This is a genomic window from Legionella oakridgensis ATCC 33761 = DSM 21215 (genome assembly GCF_000512355.1).
GTDB classification, from domain to species: Bacteria; Pseudomonadota; Gammaproteobacteria; order Legionellales; family Legionellaceae; genus Legionella_A; species Legionella_A oakridgensis.
Window position 1 is genome coordinate 846067 of record NZ_CP004006.1, and the last position, 16726, is coordinate 862792.

The following is a 16726-nucleotide window of genomic DNA, read 5'->3' on the forward strand; positions in this document are numbered from 1 at the left end:
CAAAGAGAGCAACCTGCGATTGATGATAAGAGGTGATTTATGATTCCTGGTATAGAGGTTGTTGAGCTTTCCCGTCTGCAGTTTGCGCTGACTGCACTGTATCATTTTCTTTTTGTGCCTTTAACGTTGGGACTGTCGTTGTTGCTTGCCATCATGGAAACGGTGTATGTCATGACCGGTCGAGACATTTGGCGTCAGATGGTGAAATATTGGGGAATTTTGTTTGGTATTAACTTTGTTTTGGGTGTGGCCACTGGCTTAACCATGGAATTCCAATTCGGCACCAATTGGGCCTATTACTCGCATTATGTAGGAGATGTCTTTGGGGCGCCCTTGGCAATAGAAGGCTTGATGGCTTTCTTTTTGGAGGCGACTTTTGTTGGTTTGTTTTTCTTTGGTTGGGATAAATTAAGTAAATTTCAGCATATGTGTTGTACCTGGTTATTGGCCCTGGGTACAAATTTATCGGCATTATGGATACTCATTGCCAATGGTTGGATGCAAAACCCAGTCGGTGCTGCCTTTGATTACCAAACCATGCGTATGGAAGTGACGAATTTTGCAGACGTCATGTTTAATCCGGTTGCCCAGGCTAAGTTTGTGCACACTATTAGTGCCGGTTATGTAACGGGTGCTGTGTTTGTGCTGGCAGTCAGCGCCTACTTTCTCTTGCGCGGCCGAAATTTGGCTTTTGCAAAACGTTCCATGACGGTTGCAGTTTCTTTTGGATTGGCGTCTGCTTTATCGGTGGTGGTATTAGGAGATGAAAGTGGGTATGTTGCCAATAACAATCAAAAAATGAAAATCGCGGCTATGGAAGCCATGTGGCATACTGAAAAAGCACCAGCAGGATTGACGCTTTTCGGCATTCCCAATGAAAAAACAATGAAAACCGATTATGCTATAGAAATTCCGTATGTGTTGGGTTTGATTGCAACCCGTTCCTTTAGTGAGCCACTGCAAGGGATTAATGAACTGATTATAGAAGGAAAACAAAGAATTAAAGAAGGTATGCTGGCATACGATGCCTTAAATCGGTTGCAGAAAAATCGTGATGATGAACGGGCAAAAGCTGATTTTGAGGCTCATGGTCAGTATTTGGGATATGGCTTATTGCTGAAAAAATACACGGATAATGTTGCTGAAGCCGATGAAAAACAAATTGATCAAGCTGCCAATGATCTTAAACCGCATGTGATGCCTTTATTCTTTTCTTTCCGTATCATGGTGGCATGTGGTTTATTCTTCATTTTCCTGTTTGCTGTAGGATTTTATCTTTCCGTTAAACGAAAACTGCATACCAACCGCTGGTATTTGCACCTGGCTTTCTGGTCTTTGCCGCTGCCGTGGATTGCAGCTGAATTGGGCTGGGTTGTTGCAGAGTATGGAAGACAGCCTTGGGTGGTGCAGGGAATATTGCCGACGTTTATGGGTGTTTCATCCGTTAGTGGTGCGCAAGTATGGACTTCATTATCCGGTTTTATCATTTTTTACACCATTCTTGCCATTGTGGAAGTGTATTTAATGATTAAATACATCCGTTTGGGGCCTGATAATTTAATTCATGAAGGAGCTCACTAGGGTTTAGAACCTGTCTTCAGAGCTCCTAGGCTTTTAGCTCTGCATCGTTAGATTATGAAAACAGGCTCTTATTTTCCCATGGGAAAAACCAAGGCAAACTTTCTCACGAACAAGTTTGTTCACCAATCTTTGGGGGTAACGATTATGCCATTAGATTATGAAATATTACGTATTATTTGGTGGGCATTGCTTGGGGTTTTGCTCATAGGATTTGCAGTCATGGATGGATTTGATTTAGGAGTTGCCATGTGGTTGCCTTGGCTTGCCAAAACCGATATGGAAAGACGGGTGATGATTAACAGCATTGGAGCTACCTGGGAAGGCAATCAAGTCTGGTTTATTTTGGGGGGCGGCGCTATTTTTGCTGCCTGGCCAGCGTTGTATGCCTTATCCTTTTCCGGCTTTTATCTGGCGATGTTGCTTGTCCTTCTCGCCTTGATCCTGCGACCTGTTGGTTTTAAATACCGTTCAAAACTGACTCATCGTAAGTGGCGTAGCACGTGGGACTATTCTTTATTTGTTGGCGGTTTTGTTCCTACTTTGATTTTTGGTGTGGCTGTAGGCAATGTGCTGCAAGGTGTTCCTTTTCATTTTGATGAAAGTTTGAGGCCTTTTTATACCGGTACTTTTTTAGCGCTGTTAAATCCCTTTGCCTTACTTTGCGGCGTTTTGTCAGTCTTAATGCTTGCCATGCATGGCGCGTTTTATCTTAGTCTTAAAACAGAAGGATATTTGCAGCAGCGTGCTATAAAAGCCGCTAAAGCATCCGCATTATTGACCGTCAGCCTGTTTATAGGAGCTGGGCTATGGTTATACTATGGATTCGAAGGATATTATCTAACAAGTTTAATGCCTCATGATGGCCCTTCAAATCCTTTATATAAAACCGTCATACGACAAAGCGGTGCATGGTTTGCAAATTATCAGCATATTCCAGCAACCATCGCTGCACCAATGATGGGTATTGTTGCAGCCATTTTGGCCACAGGTTTCAGCCGATATGCAGGCGTTGCTTTTGTATTTAGTTCAATGTCTGTTATTGGTATTATTGCGACCGTAGGCGTCAGTATGTTTCCTTTTATTCTGCCATCTTCTTCAAATCCTGAGCAGAGTCTGCTGGTTTGGGACAGTTCGTCCAGTCATCTTACTTTATTCATCATGTTAAGTGCTACTATGGTATTTTTACCGGTGATCCTGGTCTACACGGCATGGGTATATCGAGTATTAAGAGGGAAAGTGACGGAAGCGACGATTGTCAACAGTCGTGATACAGCGTATTAATTGACACGTTTTTAGGGGGCATGTATGTGGTATTTTTCCTGGATTTTGGGTACAGGTCTGGCCTGCTTTTTTGCTGTATTAAATGCAATATGGTTGGAACTCAGGATAGATGAGTCATCCGCTAAAAAATAAGGTAAGAACGTCAAATCAATTGATGTGTTTTAATTGCATGAGTATCTGTTTTGCGGCATGTTGTTCTGCTTTGCGTCGATTGCTTCCTTGACCATGAGCTTTCATGCCAAGTTCCGCTAATTCACAGGTGACGTAGAAGAGCTGCTCATGCTCTTCTCCTTCTACACGAAGAAGCGTATATTCTGGTAAAGCGTGTTTTTGAGCTTGCAAGTATTCCTGTAATTGGGTTTTTGCATCCTTTAAATTATCATTTAAATGTTTATCTTCAAGACGCGAGCGATACAAATTAAGAATGACGTGTTGACATGCCAAATAGCCCCCATCCAAAAATACAGCAGCAAACACGGCTTCTAAAGCATCTGCCAGGATTGAGGTCCGACGAAAGCCGCCGCTTTTCATTTCTCCTTGACCAAGATACAAATAATCCCCAAGCTGCAGCTCTTTGGCAATGAGTGCAAGCATTTCTCCTTTGACAAGGTATGCACGTAAACGGCTTAACTGGCCTTCACTCTCCTCTGGAAATTGTTCGTACAAAGCATTAGCAATGATGAAACTTAAGACAGAATCTCCAAGAAACTCAAGTCGTTCATTATTAACATTGCCTACACTGCAATGAGTGAGTGCTTGTTTAAGATAGGCGGAATTTTTAAATTGGTAATCCAGCCGCCTGCATAGACGCTGTAAGTTATTCTCCACCAGGATTTACCTCTTCTGATACATTAAAATCAAATAATAAACTGATATTACTAACCAGTGGCTTCGTGACTTGATAGGCAATGGTTATATGAAATGTCCCTGGTTTGTCCATGGTAATTTTTATTTTTCTTGTGGTATATCAATGCCATTCACATAGAGTTGATTCAGCAATCGGTCTTTTAAGATTTGAGCCGTGGTAGATGGGTCAACGGAAAGTTCGCTTCTTGGAATTCTATTTAGGGCACTAATGGAATTAGTGACCGAATAATGCTGTATATAGACAGAAACGACACGCATTAAAACAACGCCGACAATGATAACAATGGCCATAGTCAATACCATGCCAATCAGGGTCATGCCTTGTTGTCGATGCATTTTATCTCCTTTCTTATGTTCGGATGTCTGTATAATACCTTTTAATGTATTATTTGGCCTATTTTAGACCAACGAACCATGGCTACCTTACTATTCCAGCTTAACCATACAAGAAAGGCTTTACCACGTAAATATTCGTCGGAAACAAACCCCCAAAATCGGCTGTCGGCGCTGTCATCACGATTATCGCCCATCATGAAATATTGCCCTTGTGGCACTTCAATTTCAAAATCCACTGGCGCTACATCAGGACGAACATAAACATCATGTTCAATTCCATTTAAATTTTCCCGATATTTTGCCACGGCTTTGCCCGAACTTTCATCTGTGGTGTATTCCACAAAGGTTTGCTTCATTTCTTTACCATTGATAGTCAGCACCTTATTATGATAGGTGATTTTATCGCCAGGGACACCAATGACACGTTTGATGTAATCAAAACTTGGATCAGGTGGCCAGCGAAAGACGGCAATTTCACCGCGTTTTGGCGTGGCAAGAGGAATGATTTTTTTTCTATGACAGGCAGACGCAATCCATAGGCAAATTTATTAACTGCTACGAAATCTCCAACCTGCAATGTTGGCTCTAAAGAACCTGAAGGAATACGGAAAGGTTCAACCAGAAACGAGCGTAAAAGTAATACGATAAGGAAAATGGGAAAGAATGAACGAGAATACTCAATTAATCGTCCCGGTTTTTGTTTGGGTTTGCGTTTTTTTGCCCAAAAAAGGACATCAAGCAAATATATAAACCCACTACCCAAAGAAAGAAGCACTAAAACTAAGGCAAAATTCATGCACGACCACCTATAATACAAATAAGTTTAAATGATTTATCCACATTCCGAATCTTCGTTTTTATCTAAAAATACGATGATGCAAAAGGAGACATTTTATTTCTTTCTGTCCGTTTGAAACACAGCCATAAAGGCTTCCTGTGGGATTTCTACATGGCCCACCTGTTTCATGCGTTTTTTACCTGCTTTTTGTTTTTCTAACAATTTGCGTTTACGAGTGACATCACCACCATAGCATTTTGCGGTAACATTTTTGCGTAATGCTTTGACGGTTTGTCTGGCGATAATATGGCTGCCCAAGGCCGCTTGAATGGCTACGTCAAACATTTGCCGGGGAATTAATTCCCGCATTTTATCGGCCAATGCTTTGCCACGGCTATGCGCTGAACTGCGATGAACAATGACTGCCAATGCATCAACACGTTCATTATTAATTAGAATATCCATTTTAACCAAGTCGGCTTCCTGGAAACGAATAAAATTATAATCCAGTGAAGCATAACCGCGACTTACGGATTTTAAACGGTCAAAAAAATCGGAAACCACTTCACTTATGGGCAAATCATAAGTGATGGACACCTGACGGCCGCTATAAGTCATGTTGACTTGGACACCGCGCCTTTCAATGCAAAGGGTAATGACCTGGCCTAAGTAATCTTGGGGAACTAGGATATTAGCGCGTGCAATAGGTTCAAGCATTTGTTTGATATATTGTGTAGGCGGTAGTCGTGACGGGTTATCTATCATTAACGTTTCTCCCTTTGTGGTCACGACTTGATAAATAACGGTTGGTGCCGTTGAAATAAGCTCAAGGTTGTATTCACGCTCAAGACGCTCCTGAATGATTTCCATATGCAGCATGCCAAGAAAACCGCAGCGAAAACCAAAGCCTAGAGCATCGGAAGATTCCGGTTCATAAAACAAAGAGGCGTCATTCAGGCTTAATTTAGCTAATGCATCACGAAAAGATTCAAAATCATCGGCACTGATAGGGAAAAGTCCCGCATAGACTTGAGGTTTTACTCGTTGAAAGCCTGGCAAGGGTTTATCGGCTTGATTCTTTTCATGCGTGAGTGTATCGCCAACTGGCGCGCCTTGAATGTCTTTGATGCCGGCAATGACATACCCAACTTCTCCGGCTTGTAATAGGTTCGTGGCCGTTCTTTTAGGGGTGAAAATGCCAAGCTCATCTACTTCATAAGCTCTTCCCGTAGACATGACGCGCATTTTATCACCTTTTTGCAAGGTGCCATTAACGATTCTTACTAGCGAGACAACACCAAGGTAGCTATCAAACCAGGAATCAATAATTAAGGCTTGCAAAGGCGCGGAAAGGTCTCCTTTAGGAGGGGGAATACGTGAAACCAACGCTTCAAGCACATCTTCTACCCCTAAGCCACTTTTAGCACTGACCTTGATGGCATTTTGTGCTTCCAGGCCAATAATATCTTCAATTTCACGAATGACACGCTCAGGTTCTGCTTGTGGTAGATCAATTTTGTTTAAAACAGGCAAAACTTCCAAGGCTTGATCAATGGCTGTATAGCATACGGCTACGGTTTGAGCTTCCACGCCCTGGGCTGCGTCCACGACCAGTATGGCTCCTTCACAAGCAGCTAGTGAACGAGATACTTCATAGCTAAAATCGACATGGCCGGGCGTGTCAATGAAATTGAGTAAATACGTTTTACCGTCACGTGACTTATAGTTGAGGCTGACGCTTTGTGCTTTAATGGTAATCCCGCGTTCGCGTTCAATGTCCATGGAATCAAGCACTTGCTCAGCCATTTCCCGATCTGACAATCCTCCACAGAGTTGAATAAAGCGATCAGCTAATGTGGATTTGCCATGATCAATGTGGGCGATGATAGAAAAATTACGAATTCGCGTTAAGTCGCTCAATTGAAAACCTGCTGGTAAATTAAGTTATTTTATATTAAATATCGATGTCCATAAAGAGTATGGCGTTGTTACTTTGTAGATTTGAAAAATTTTGTAAAAAAATGTTTGTAAATACTTATAATGTTGGTTCACGCTACACCAGTGATGGCTTTGGTGTGAATGCCATATGATTTATTTAGATAGGAACTTAAAGATGTTTAGTCGTTTTGAATTTACCTTATTTGGTAGACGGGAAGAAGAGCATGCTAGAGACATTTTAAATTCAATAGCAACACGGGGTTTAAGGGCGCCTAAATCAATGTCATTAAGAGGATCATTAAAATTTGACAGTCCTACGACGCAACTTTGCTATAACCGAGTGGAGTTAATGGATCCTGCGCGACTTGAGGAAACCGTTAACAGCCTCGTGTTTGATGAAAAAGAGGGGTTTTGGGCAATTGCTTGTGAGCGCAATTTTGTCGGGGTTTCCGATGAGCATCTTGCCTACAAAGTATCCGAAGCACTGCTTAATTCGGTTGTTTTTATTTTTTCATGTGCTTTGCGAAAAAGTGAAGAAGAGACTGATCCTAGAGTCATGGTCAATCGATGGCCTAATTGTCGTTTATGTGATGCTCCAACAGCGGATGAAGATGAACATTATTTTGATGAGATAAGATTACCAGGAGAGGAATATCCAGTTTATTCCCAGGAAATAGAGGCTATTTTAGTTCCTCATCACTTATTGTCATTAGTTAGGTGTGCTTTTCCCAAAACGATGATTATTCCTGTAACGAGTTATGAAAAAACATTGACTGAAACACCACTTGAATTGTTTTGCATTGCAAAGGATATTAAAGGTAAACAGGTTTTAGGCCCTAATTACGTCCGGGCCTTGCAGGCGGCATTGGCTGAATTTCCAGATATGATGACGTTTGGTGTTCATTTAACACGGCTACCTACTGTTTTTCGTCTCGATCCAACCACAAGTCTGTCAGAGAGTTGCAAGAAATATAATGCGATCGCAGATAGAACAACCCAGCGTCTTAAAAACCCATCAAAAGAACAATTAGCTGAAATAGCGGCTCTTCCTGGTGTGCAAATTGTAAGAGAAGATAGACGTAAGCCTAATCATTATCTTTGTTTTTGTTCAAGTAGCCAAAAAGCAGATATTGCTGCAATGATGGTTCCTCGAACCTGTAGTTCGGCATTATCTCATGGTGTTTGAGTATGGTTATGTGTTCTTTTTGAATGGTTGCACAGTGATTGCCCTCCTGCGTGCTTTTCTGCCGATTGTCTCTCTTACCTAAGGGAGGCATGATCTTGCTTGAGTTGCTATCGCTTTATGAGGCGCTATAGGTAGGGTGCATGATGTGCAAGGCATTGCAAAACCATTAAAATACAGGGATGATCGCAATCAAATTAAAAACGATTGTTTCTTAGCTTCTTTTTGTCATAAAAAGAAGCAATAAATGTTGGTTTACGATATATATATTTTCTGAACAAGGTATGCTCATGCGACAATTTGCCAGATTATTTTTCATGATTTTTCTGTTGTTATCAACCAACAGTTATGCTGATGAAGCATTATTACAGCGCAAAGACGTGCAAAGTTTTATGAATGGGCTGGTTAAACACCATGGGTTTAATCGCCAGGAATTGACGGCTGCATTAAAAGAGGCGGAATATCAGCCGCAAATTATTGAATCGATGAATAAGCCATTTGAAAAGAAAACCTGGGATGTTTATAAAGCGATTTTTTTAACCCCAGAACGTCTACAAAAAGGCATTGCATTTTGGCAAGCTAATCAACACACATTGGAGAAAGCACAGAAACAGTTTGGTGTTCCTCCTCATATCATTGTTGCTATTCTTGGAGTGGAAACATTATATGGTGAACGTCAAGGCAACTATCGTGTGCTTGATGCATTAACAACCTTAGCATTTTACTATCCTAAACGATCTGAATTTTTTACTAAGGAATTAAAAGAATATTTTTTACTGTGTCGAGAGCAAAGTGTGCCTGTGACGCATTATATGGGTTCTTACGCTGGAGCAATAGGAAAACCGCAATTCATGCCCAGTAGCTATCGATTTTATGCAGTTGATTTTACTGGTAATGGTAAACGAGATCTGATTAACGAAGATCGAGATGTCATCGCCAGTGTGGCAAATTATTTTCATAAGCACGGCTGGAAAATCAATGAAGTGGTTGCGCAGCCTGCCAGGGTAAATGGTCCTGGTTATAAAAAAATTAATACAAATAGCCGGCACGCAGACTATGACATCAAACGCTTAACTGCCGTAGGAATAAAACCAACAGCGTCATTTGCTAAAAGCCCTAAAAGAGTAGGAGTAATTGAGTTGGATACCCAGAATGGCCAGGAGTATTGGCTAGCTTATCCGAATTTTTATGTGATTACTCGATATAATACAAGTCCGCAATACGCATTAGTGGTATATCTTTTATCACAGCAATTGCGCAACCAATGGGATTCTGCTCATAATGGTAGCGATCGCTCTTTGGTATAAAGGATTGTTAAGGTGGGCACTTGTTTTATATTTGCAAAACAAATCAGCCATGAACAGTTACTGAGCTTGCGTCTTGACGACAAGAATGAGGTTGATGCCCCTCTTTTGCTTCGTTCTGCAAATGAATTGCACCTTTTACAGGCAAATCATCGTACTGTGGTTGTGTTGCCTACCGAAGTATGCAGCCTGCATCAGCTTGAATTGCCATGGCTTAATGAGCGGAAAGCACGTGCTGCTATCCCTTTTGCTTTGGAAGAACAATTGGCACAAAATGTGGCGACTTTGCATTTTGCATTTGACCGCGCTCATTATCAAAATCATCGGTATTTGGTTGCAGTCATTGATAAACAGTATTTGGCAAATTTAATCCACGAGCTTGGGGTTTTGAATCTTGCGTTCGATATGATAACCCTTGAATGGTTTGCGCTCCAAGCGCAAGAAGCTTGCGTGTCACAAACGAGTTTTCTTGCCTATAATGAGACCTTTCAAGGGGCATTATCGCTGGATCTAGCAAAGATTTATCTTGCTGAGCGGTCCACCGAGTTGACGTTTTATGTCTTTCAGGACAGTGCGGCTGATTTATCCGATTTATTTTTTCCTAGTAGAATCGACAGTAGTTTTTATGGATGGGTTGCTCAACGTTTGCAGCATACCAAACCAATTAATTTATGTCAGGGAGAATTTCAGCAAAGCAAGAGCCAGCAATCCATCCGATTTTGGTATTTTTTAAGCGCCGCATTGGCTGGTATTTGGCTAATAAGCCTTCTTGTGGTTAATGCCATTCATTTATATTGGTTAAATAAAAAAAATAGCCGAACTTGATCAGCAGATTGCAGTCCTTTATCGTGAGTTTTTTCCTGAAGCAAAACAAATTATAAGTCCGCGATTTCGTATTGGTCAGTTATTAAAATCCGACATAAATCATACAGATAGCGCGTTATGGCTTTTGATGGATAAATTAGCACATGCATTTTCTTCAGGGCAGTTTGTCATTGAGCAACTGCGCTTTCAAAATCAGGTATTGTCGGTGACGTTACTTAGCAAGGATTTCGCAGCTTTAGAACATTTGCAGCGCCGTTTGCAACAAACCAAAGTCAAGGTGAGCCAAACTCAAGCCTCATCTCATGAGCAACAAGTGCTTGCCACGTTGGAGCTGCGTTTATGAAAACATATTGGGATAACTTAAACGATCGTGAGCGTTGGATGTTAGGGGTTGGAGTAGTCAGCTGTTTTTTCTATTTATTTTATTTGTTGTTTTATGCGCCATTAGTCAATGCAGTGAAGGAAAGAACGCAACAAGTGGCTGAAAAAAAGGAAACATTGGTGTGGATGCAGCAAGTTCGCAGACAATATAAAGTCAGCAAAGCCCCAAACACTTTAAGTCATACAGAGTTGCTGACGCTGCTTGCAAAACAATTAAATCATCCTTCTTTTCAACAATTTCCTTATCAATTGCAACAAACGGGGGCAGAAGATATTCAGTTATCTTTTGAGAGAGTTCCCTTTAACGTTTTTCTTAACTGGCTATGGTCTCTTAACAAAAGATATGCAATTTTAATTAAACAATTCAATGTTGAGCGCAGTGATACCCAGGGCGTCGTTAAATTGCAAGTGGTGATTGCTGCGAAAGTTTAAGGGACAGTCTGCTTCCTTTACTGCGCGCTTTTTAAAGAGATCGGATGAATCCAAGGCTTGCCCCATTAAACAGTCGTCATTGCGAACCATGTAAAGCAATCCAGATCGATGTGGCTTAAAAGCGTTGATCTGGATTGTTTCGCTAATGCTCGCAATGATAGGTTATGAGGATAGTGTTGGTTGTCTAATTGTTTACTTTGTTTTGAACGTTTCCCCAGGATTGAATGCTGGCGCCTTGTTTTATATCATCAGGCAGGGCATTGAGTGCTTGCTGAGCCGCTTCATAACTGGAATAACTGCCATATAATCCTTCGTAATAGGTTTTGCCGTTTTGCTGATATTTGATTTGTGCCATGCGATCGCTTTTAGGAGCTTTATATAACTGACCGGCAACTTGAGATGCTTTTTCACCATTGGCAAGTTCTATGGTATAGGCTTGTGGATTCTGGCTTTCGACCCATTGGCGGTCACGATCTTTGTGCGAAGCAGGCGAATGATAAGGACCTACATGATAGGAATCTGGAACCACCACTTGTTTTGTGGCTTCCGGATGATAGTTTTCTTGCTCGTAATAACGGTAATTTCCTTCGTAACTTTCAGGATATAAAGGTTTGCCGTCGTAAGTATACGATTGGTAATTCATGTAACCATTGGGATTGTAGGCAACACAGGCCGCCAGACTGATGGTGTATATTAAGACAACTATGATTCGAATTTTATTCAACATGACATCGCTCCCCCTTTGTCATTATTTTTATAGATGAGTGCAACCCATGATGTTTTTGCCTTATGATAAGATTATCTGCAGAAACATAAAAAACTTTAGAACCTGTCTTCACAGTCTACTATGCTGGCTGAAATGCGCCAATTTTCTGCAGTCCGTTGCGCACATACTTCTATGTATGCTGCGCTACGGTCCTCTAAAACCAGTATATTTCATCTCAGCCTAGCGACTGTGAAGACAGGTTCTTGGATTTTGTTGTCGGGAGCTTGTCTGATGGTTAAGAAAGCTGGTCAATAAGGCCTGTTTATGAAGTTAGCGAGGTTTAAATGGTGTCATGCCAACCATAATAAAGAAACCAATAAAAGAAAGCAGCGCTGTCCATTTAGAGAGCGTGTATAGTGTGCGTAACTGCCAATTTGCTTTTTTGAGGATTTCAAATTCATCAAGATAAACCGTTTCACAAGCCCCCATCCCATGATCGTTGCGTGTGATGCTCGTGCCTCGTTCTCTATTGGTTGCATGATTTTTATAGGCAGATAAAACCCCCTTAAGATGGATGACATCGCCTTTTTCAACGGTTTTTAAAATGGTTTTAATGGAGTCATTGTCTGTGAGTAAATGATTATTAGAGAGTGCTGTCGATTGGAACAGATGACTTGCCTCAGGGCTTTCCCAAGAAGCCCAGCAAGTCCAGCTATCACTAGTAAAGTTCATGTGCTTATAAACGCCAGAGCTTACATTGGGTTCCCAAATCACACAAAGATCACGAATATTAATGAAATCTTTCCAGCGTTTATGGTGCCATATATTTGTAAATCCATCAGCGTCACTATAGGTAACCACAATCCCTGTAAGCTCGTAATCAAATTTAGGGGTGATGGTGTAGTGATATTGATTCGTGTTAATTGAAAAAGGAGCTCTTGTTGTTGTTTCTTGAATAGGAGCACTTAATAAATTCAAATCATATTCTTCAGGATCAGGCAACTTGTCTTTATAATAATAAGTCACGGCCATCAGCGATATACTGATGATAAAAATCCACCCACATAAACGCTGGTACCATTGTGACCTGCTCATTAGAGATCTCTTGATTGTATTGCCTAAATAAATATAGGATTTTTGTTTTAATCTGTAAGAATAAAAATTTTTAGTCTATTATCAATTATAGGGTGTTATTAAGGCGATTCATTGGATATTTATTAAATTAAATATTGATGTTATAATGAACAATATGCATAATAAATAAACAGTTAATTCTATGTCACCACTCATGCTTGTTGTTTATATTTCCCATCATGAAAGCGCAATGCGTATGGCGTTGGCTCTCCGAGAGTTGCAAAGGAATAATGATCCTTATGTATCGTTTTATCGGGATGAGCATGATGTCTATCATCTGAAAGCTGCTTCTGTTGCTGTTGATTTTAATCAGATATTTTTTGATGAAAAATCGCTACTTGCTTTTATAAATAATTATCAAAAAGACATTGGGGCGATGAAATGTGCTCTTGTTGCGGATGCGAATCTTGGGGACCCAGGTGGAAGTGACGTGACTGAGGCGCTAATTTCTTTGGCGCGTCATTTTCAGGCAGTAGGATTGTTCACTGCTGAGGCCAGCTGTCAAGAAAAAGCAAGTGTCTGGTTGCAAGAGCAGGGTTTTGGGACATTTGATGTTGATTTTAACACAAAAAAGGCAATTCATGCGGTAAAAGAACAAGCTTTGATTTTAAGTAAAAACGTGCTTTCAGAAGACGTGTCCCTTGAACCGAAACCGATTGGTTTAACAGCGGCAACAGCTCCCTTATCCGTGACAAGAAGTGTGAGCAGTAGTGTGTCTGCTGCGGCTGAAGATGATTTTACCATCGTTGTTAGAGCAAAACACAACCCGTTGGAGTCTTTCGCTGTCCCACCAACACAACCCCATGAAACAAACAGGCCTGTCATCGAACAGCAAAGCGAAGTCAGGCCACCCACTTGCAAGAAGCGGTTTATGGATTGTGTGACTGCTTTTTTTCATCCTCGCCGACAGGTAAGCCCTGAGTCGGTAGTAAAAAAGGGAGAGGCTGGAGATGAAATACCAACGATTGATGAAACTCCAGGACCAACCGGGTATACTCCTCATAAGTGATATTTTATTGTTAAATTCTTTATGTGGACACATCGCCGCTCAGGACAAACCAATCAACGAGGGAGCCAGGATCATCGAGATCCCTATGAACGTGATAGAACTCGAGTTATTCATTGTCCTGCATTCAGACGCTTGCAGCGGAAAACTCAGATCCTTGGCACGGATGAAGGTGATTTTCATCGTACTCGCTTAACGCATTCTCTCGAGGTGGCTTCTATTGGACGAAGCATTATACGCAATTTGACCAGCAATCAATATCCTCCTTTTCTATCAGGACTTCTTCCTAATGATGACCTCATCAGCGTTATTTGTTTGTTGCATGATATTGGACATCCGCCATTTGGTCATGGTGGTGAAGTGGCATTAAACTATATGATGCGTCATCATGGTGGATTTGAAGGCAATGGTCAGACGTTGCGGCTTTTAACCAAAGTTGAAAAAAGTTATGGTGCATATGGACTTGATTTAACCCGACGGGCTTTGCTTGGTATTCTTAAATATCCGGTGAGTCGCTCCAGCGTGATTGCAACTTGTTTACCCGAAGTGCCGCAATCATTTAGTAAAATCATCCGTATCAATGATTGGTTACCGCCAAAAGCGTACTTCGACTGTGAACAGCCTGAAGTCGATTGGTTGTTGTCTCCTTTCGTGGAGTCTGATCGAACATTATTCCAGTCTCTAGCAAAATCACCGCAAGAATATGTCCATGGAAAAGCTGCCTATCATACCTTTGATTGTTCAGTGATGGATATTGCGGATGATATTGCCTACGGCGTTCATGATTTGGAAGATGCTATTCATTTGCGCCTGATTGAGCGTTCGCAATTTGATACGCTTGCCTTAAGGCAGTTGCTTGCATCGACGCCGCTAGGCCAACATCAAGTTGCATTGTTAGATGCTTTATTTGATCCAACCCTGTATGTACGCAAGCAAGCTATTGGTGAGATGGTGAATTATTTTATAACGGCAACGGAAATGCATGTCACTCATGAAGGATTTGAAAATCATTTGCTCAAATATAATCTTATTTTATTACCTGAGGCAAAAGCACTGTTAGAACATCTCATGCAATTCATTTATCAACATGTGATTGATTCACAGGAGGCGCGCACGTTTGAATACGGTGGTCAAACTGTGGTGTTGCGTTTGTTTGAGGCTATCAGTTCAAATCCTGGCAGTTTACTGGATAATAAAAATCGCTCATTGTTTCACGAGGCTCAGGATGAACAGGAAGCGTTTAGGGTGGTGTGTGATTATATTGCCAATATGACAGATGAATACGCTTATAGAATGCATGAGCGTCTGTTTGGCTTTAACACACGAACGATATTTGAACGATTATAAATGGCGTCCCCAAGGGGATTCGAACCCCTGTTACCGCCGTGAAAGGGCGATGTCCTAGGCCTCTAGACGATGGGGACCCGGAGCTTTTATGACGTTTTGTCACATTACATTCTAAATACACTTGTTTACACAAGCGATAGTGCTTTCACGACCATCTAAAAGATGGCGTCCCCAAGGGGATTCGAACCCCTGTTACCGCCGTGAAAGGGCGATGTCCTAGGCCTCTAGACGATGGGGACCTGGAATTTGCAGCTGTCAGTAACTAGTAATGGTGGAGCTAGGCGGGATCGAACCGCCGACCTCTTGCATGCCATGCAAGCGCTCTCCCAGCTGAGCTATAACCCCTCAATTCCCTGTGCTTATGCTCTTTAAAAGAGAATCGCAGTTTAATGAGGCCTTCATTGACTGTCAAGGAATTTTTTAATTAATTAGGAATGCGTTTGTTCCGTGCGTTTTTTTGCAGATTTTTGATGGTGTTTCCAGTCTTTGTCTTTTGCAAAAATAAAACTTGCTGCTTCTTCAATGAAGAAACCAATATCATCAATATTTGCCCAGGCACAATATTCATTAATTTTTGCATATATTTCACTATTAATTTCTGCTTTAATTTTTTCTTTCTTTTGAGATCGAGTCCCATTAATAATTGGCATTGTTTTTCACCCTTAAATGAAATAGTTAATTCGGCACATACATTAGCAAATTATTTATCATTTGAGAAGCTTTAACCTCTACATTTGTAATGGTCATTTCTTAGATAAGTCATTCAAAAAATTGGATTTTATTTTGAATGACTTAGGTTAGAATCTTGTTTGAAAATTATTTAAAAGCTGTTTGACCGCAAAACTTAACGAGTTCGGACTGTAACTCCAGGACCGTCCGAGTGGCTATGGTGGTGTGCCGCAGCAGTTGACACGCCATGATCACGGACTGAACCATGACTAAAATGTCCGTGGCTGCGTGCAAAACTTGGCAAAGCTCCGGAGCCAAAGGCTGGACTATGATGGTGATGATGAGGGGCAACGACGGGGGTGGGGTGATGATGATGTACCGGACGAAAATGACCGTGGGTAGTCATGCTGGGAACCACAACTGGACGGACAGGTGGTGAGAAGTCAGGAGTGACGACTACGGCGGGGGATGGAGACCAAGCATGGGACGTTGTGGCAACCACGCGAGGTCTGAATAAAAAAGGTAAGAAACAAATGGCACCAATTAGCAACAGAGCTGCTGCACCGACAGCAAAAGGTAAAAATAGGGAAGAGGCGGCCACGGCGGTTGTGCCTGCGGCTAATACTGCTTTTGATGCAAGTACGGTGGTTGCTAATGCAGTGGATTTGGCTGTTGTGGCGGCGATAATGCCAGCAGTGATCACTGCTGCAGTGGTTAAGGCGGCCATGCAGGCTAAAAGAAACGTATAATTAGTCTTGTTTTTTCTTTGGTGGGGCTTTCAGTTTTTGCAGATTTCATAGTTACTACCTGTGTTATTTTTATAGAGTAATAAAGGCAAGGGCAAGTCTACTGGAGTTTGGTTTTTGTGGCAAACGCCGGCGTATTTTTTTAGCAACTTAGAATTTGTGTAACTCCCCACGTCATCCCGAGTGCAGCGAGGGATCTGCCTGCAGTGGCA

The 16726-nt window shown here is 41.5% G+C and carries 18 protein-coding genes, 3 tRNA genes and 1 pseudogene; 10 read left to right on the forward strand and 12 right to left on the reverse strand.

Annotated features, from left to right (window positions below):
• Nucleotides 1–39 precede the first annotated feature (39 nt).
• From LOA_RS04205 to cydX, 3 genes are all read left to right on the forward strand, one after another.
• Nucleotides 40–1581, forward strand: a complete 1542-nt coding sequence (locus LOA_RS04205; protein ID WP_025385273.1) for a cytochrome ubiquinol oxidase subunit I — start codon at nucleotides 40–42, stop codon at nucleotides 1579–1581.
• Nucleotides 1582–1725: 144 nt separating this feature from the next.
• Nucleotides 1726–2862, forward strand: coding sequence for a cytochrome d ubiquinol oxidase subunit II (gene cydB, locus LOA_RS04210; RefSeq protein WP_035893445.1), 1137 nt, complete (start codon nucleotides 1726–1728; stop codon nucleotides 2860–2862).
• A gap of 24 nt (nucleotides 2863–2886) precedes the next feature.
• The gene (gene cydX, locus LOA_RS14115) at nucleotides 2887–2994 is read left to right on the forward strand and encodes a cytochrome bd-I oxidase subunit CydX (RefSeq protein ID WP_035893420.1); all 108 of its coding nucleotides are present in this window, start codon (nucleotides 2887–2889) and stop codon (nucleotides 2992–2994) included.
• Between the two features lie 15 nt (nucleotides 2995–3009).
• Here cydX and rnc read toward each other — a convergent pair whose 3' ends face one another.
• The 5 genes and pseudogenes from rnc to lepA form a co-directional block, all read right to left on the reverse strand.
• Nucleotides 3010–3690, reverse strand: a complete 681-nt coding sequence (gene rnc / locus LOA_RS04215; protein ID WP_025385275.1) for a ribonuclease III — start codon at nucleotides 3688–3690, stop codon at nucleotides 3010–3012.
• Complete coding sequence (locus tag LOA_RS14120; protein WP_081726615.1) at nucleotides 3680–3802, reverse strand: DUF4845 domain-containing protein; 123 nt, start codon at nucleotides 3800–3802, stop codon at nucleotides 3680–3682. Before LOA_RS14120 ends, rnc begins: the two co-directional genes overlap by 11 nt.
• Nucleotides 3803–3810: 8 nt before the next feature.
• On the reverse strand, nucleotides 3811–4065 hold the full coding sequence (locus LOA_RS04220) for a type II secretion system protein (RefSeq protein WP_052335883.1): 255 nt from the start codon (nucleotides 4063–4065) through the stop codon (nucleotides 3811–3813).
• 41 nt (nucleotides 4066–4106) lie between these two features.
• A pseudogene (gene lepB, locus LOA_RS04225) lies at nucleotides 4107–4861 on the reverse strand (signal peptidase I).
• Nucleotides 4862–4957: 96 nt separating this feature from the next.
• Nucleotides 4958–6763 (reverse strand): translation elongation factor 4, encoded by a 1806-nt coding sequence (gene lepA / locus LOA_RS04230; protein WP_025385276.1) that lies wholly within the window; start codon nucleotides 6761–6763, stop codon nucleotides 4958–4960.
• A 193-nt stretch (nucleotides 6764–6956) separates the two neighbouring features.
• Between lepA and LOA_RS04235 the strand changes: the two genes are divergently transcribed.
• The 5 genes from LOA_RS04235 (at nucleotide 6957) to gspM (ending at nucleotide 10906) form a co-directional block, all read left to right on the forward strand.
• Nucleotides 6957–7967, forward strand: a complete 1011-nt coding sequence (locus LOA_RS04235; protein WP_025385277.1) for a hypothetical protein — start codon at nucleotides 6957–6959, stop codon at nucleotides 7965–7967.
• A 287-nt stretch (nucleotides 7968–8254) separates the two neighbouring features.
• Nucleotides 8255–9271 carry a lytic murein transglycosylase B gene (gene mltB / locus LOA_RS04240; protein WP_025385278.1) on the forward strand — a complete coding sequence of 339 codons (1017 nt, stop codon included), beginning with the start codon at nucleotides 8255–8257 and terminating at the stop codon, nucleotides 9269–9271.
• 12 nt (nucleotides 9272–9283) lie between these two features.
• Nucleotides 9284–10093 (forward strand): type II secretion system protein GspL, encoded by an 810-nt coding sequence (gspL, locus tag LOA_RS04245; RefSeq protein ID WP_052335884.1) that lies wholly within the window; start codon nucleotides 9284–9286, stop codon nucleotides 10091–10093.
• Nucleotides 10094–10100: 7 nt separating this feature from the next.
• A complete protein-coding gene (locus LOA_RS14125) occupies nucleotides 10101–10436 on the forward strand; it encodes a GspL/Epsl periplasmic domain-containing protein (RefSeq protein WP_238551366.1) in 336 nt (111 codons plus the stop codon).
• Entirely contained in the window at nucleotides 10433–10906 is a 474-nt protein-coding gene (gene gspM, locus LOA_RS04250) for a type II secretion system protein GspM (RefSeq protein WP_025385279.1), read from the forward strand. Before LOA_RS14125 ends, gspM begins: the two co-directional genes overlap by 4 nt.
• Before the next feature lie 184 nt (nucleotides 10907–11090).
• Here the strand turns inward: gspM and LOA_RS04255 are convergent, their stop codons facing one another.
• On the reverse strand, nucleotides 11091–11633 hold the full coding sequence (locus LOA_RS04255) for an SPOR domain-containing protein (RefSeq protein ID WP_025385280.1): 543 nt from the start codon (nucleotides 11631–11633) through the stop codon (nucleotides 11091–11093).
• 309 nt (nucleotides 11634–11942) lie between these two features.
• Entirely contained in the window at nucleotides 11943–12707 is a 765-nt protein-coding gene (locus LOA_RS04260; protein WP_025385281.1) for a hypothetical protein, read from the reverse strand.
• Nucleotides 12708–12888: 181 nt separating this feature from the next.
• On the opposite strand from LOA_RS04260, the gene LOA_RS04265 reads away from it, so the two are divergent.
• Both LOA_RS04265 and LOA_RS04270 read left to right on the forward strand, forming a co-directional pair.
• Nucleotides 12889–13755, forward strand: coding sequence for a hypothetical protein (locus LOA_RS04265; RefSeq protein WP_035893435.1), 867 nt, complete (start codon nucleotides 12889–12891; stop codon nucleotides 13753–13755).
• Nucleotides 13756–13776: 21 nt separating this feature from the next.
• On the forward strand, nucleotides 13777–15099 hold the full coding sequence (locus LOA_RS04270) for an anti-phage deoxyguanosine triphosphatase (RefSeq protein WP_025385283.1): 1323 nt from the start codon (nucleotides 13777–13779) through the stop codon (nucleotides 15097–15099).
• A 1-nt stretch (nucleotide 15100) separates the two neighbouring features.
• Here LOA_RS04270 and LOA_RS04275 read toward each other — a convergent pair.
• The 5 genes from LOA_RS04275 to LOA_RS14370 all read right to left on the reverse strand — a co-directional run bounded on the left by LOA_RS04275 (nucleotide 15101) and on the right by LOA_RS14370 (nucleotide 16495).
• Nucleotides 15101–15176 (reverse strand) — tRNA-Glu (locus tag LOA_RS04275).
• A gap of 86 nt (nucleotides 15177–15262) precedes the next feature.
• A tRNA-Glu gene (locus tag LOA_RS04280) sits at nucleotides 15263–15338 on the reverse strand.
• Between the two features lie 30 nt (nucleotides 15339–15368).
• Nucleotides 15369–15444: transfer RNA gene (locus LOA_RS04285), tRNA-Ala, on the reverse strand.
• Nucleotides 15445–15527: 83 nt separating this feature from the next.
• Nucleotides 15528–15749: a hypothetical protein gene (locus LOA_RS04290; protein WP_025385284.1), complete on the reverse strand. Its 222-nt coding sequence runs from the start codon at nucleotides 15747–15749 to the stop codon at nucleotides 15528–15530.
• A gap of 194 nt (nucleotides 15750–15943) precedes the next feature.
• The gene (locus tag LOA_RS14370; protein ID WP_148294864.1) at nucleotides 15944–16495 is read right to left on the reverse strand and encodes a hypothetical protein; all 552 of its coding nucleotides are present in this window, start codon (nucleotides 16493–16495) and stop codon (nucleotides 15944–15946) included.
• Nucleotides 16496–16726 lie beyond the last annotated feature (231 nt).

Coding starts and splice junctions, on each gene's coding strand:
- LOA_RS04205 (WP_025385273.1), top strand. CDS start 40: ATGATTCCTGGTATAGAGGTTGTTGAGCTTTCCCGTCTGCAGTTTGCG.
- cydB (WP_035893445.1), top strand. CDS start 1,726: ATGCCATTAGATTATGAAATATTACGTATTATTTGGTGGGCATTGCTT.
- cydX (WP_035893420.1), top strand. CDS start 2,887: ATGTGGTATTTTTCCTGGATTTTGGGTACAGGTCTGGCCTGCTTTTTT.
- LOA_RS14120 (WP_081726615.1), bottom strand. CDS start 3,802: ATGGACAAACCAGGGACATTTCATATAACCATTGCCTATCAAGTCACG.
- LOA_RS04220 (WP_052335883.1), bottom strand. CDS start 4,065: ATGCATCGACAACAAGGCATGACCCTGATTGGCATGGTATTGACTATG.
- LOA_RS04235 (WP_025385277.1), top strand. CDS start 6,957: ATGTTTAGTCGTTTTGAATTTACCTTATTTGGTAGACGGGAAGAAGAG.
- mltB (WP_025385278.1), top strand. CDS start 8,255: ATGCGACAATTTGCCAGATTATTTTTCATGATTTTTCTGTTGTTATCA.
- gspM (WP_025385279.1), top strand. CDS start 10,433: ATGAAAACATATTGGGATAACTTAAACGATCGTGAGCGTTGGATGTTA.
- LOA_RS04255 (WP_025385280.1), bottom strand. CDS start 11,633: ATGTTGAATAAAATTCGAATCATAGTTGTCTTAATATACACCATCAGT.
- LOA_RS04260 (WP_025385281.1), bottom strand. CDS start 12,707: ATGAGCAGGTCACAATGGTACCAGCGTTTATGTGGGTGGATTTTTATC.
- LOA_RS04265 (WP_035893435.1), top strand. CDS start 12,889: ATGTCACCACTCATGCTTGTTGTTTATATTTCCCATCATGAAAGCGCA.
- LOA_RS04270 (WP_025385283.1), top strand. CDS start 13,777: ATGTGGACACATCGCCGCTCAGGACAAACCAATCAACGAGGGAGCCAG.
- LOA_RS04290 (WP_025385284.1), bottom strand. CDS start 15,749: ATGCCAATTATTAATGGGACTCGATCTCAAAAGAAAGAAAAAATTAAA.
- LOA_RS14370 (WP_148294864.1), bottom strand. CDS start 16,495: ATGGCCGCCTTAACCACTGCAGCAGTGATCACTGCTGGCATTATCGCC.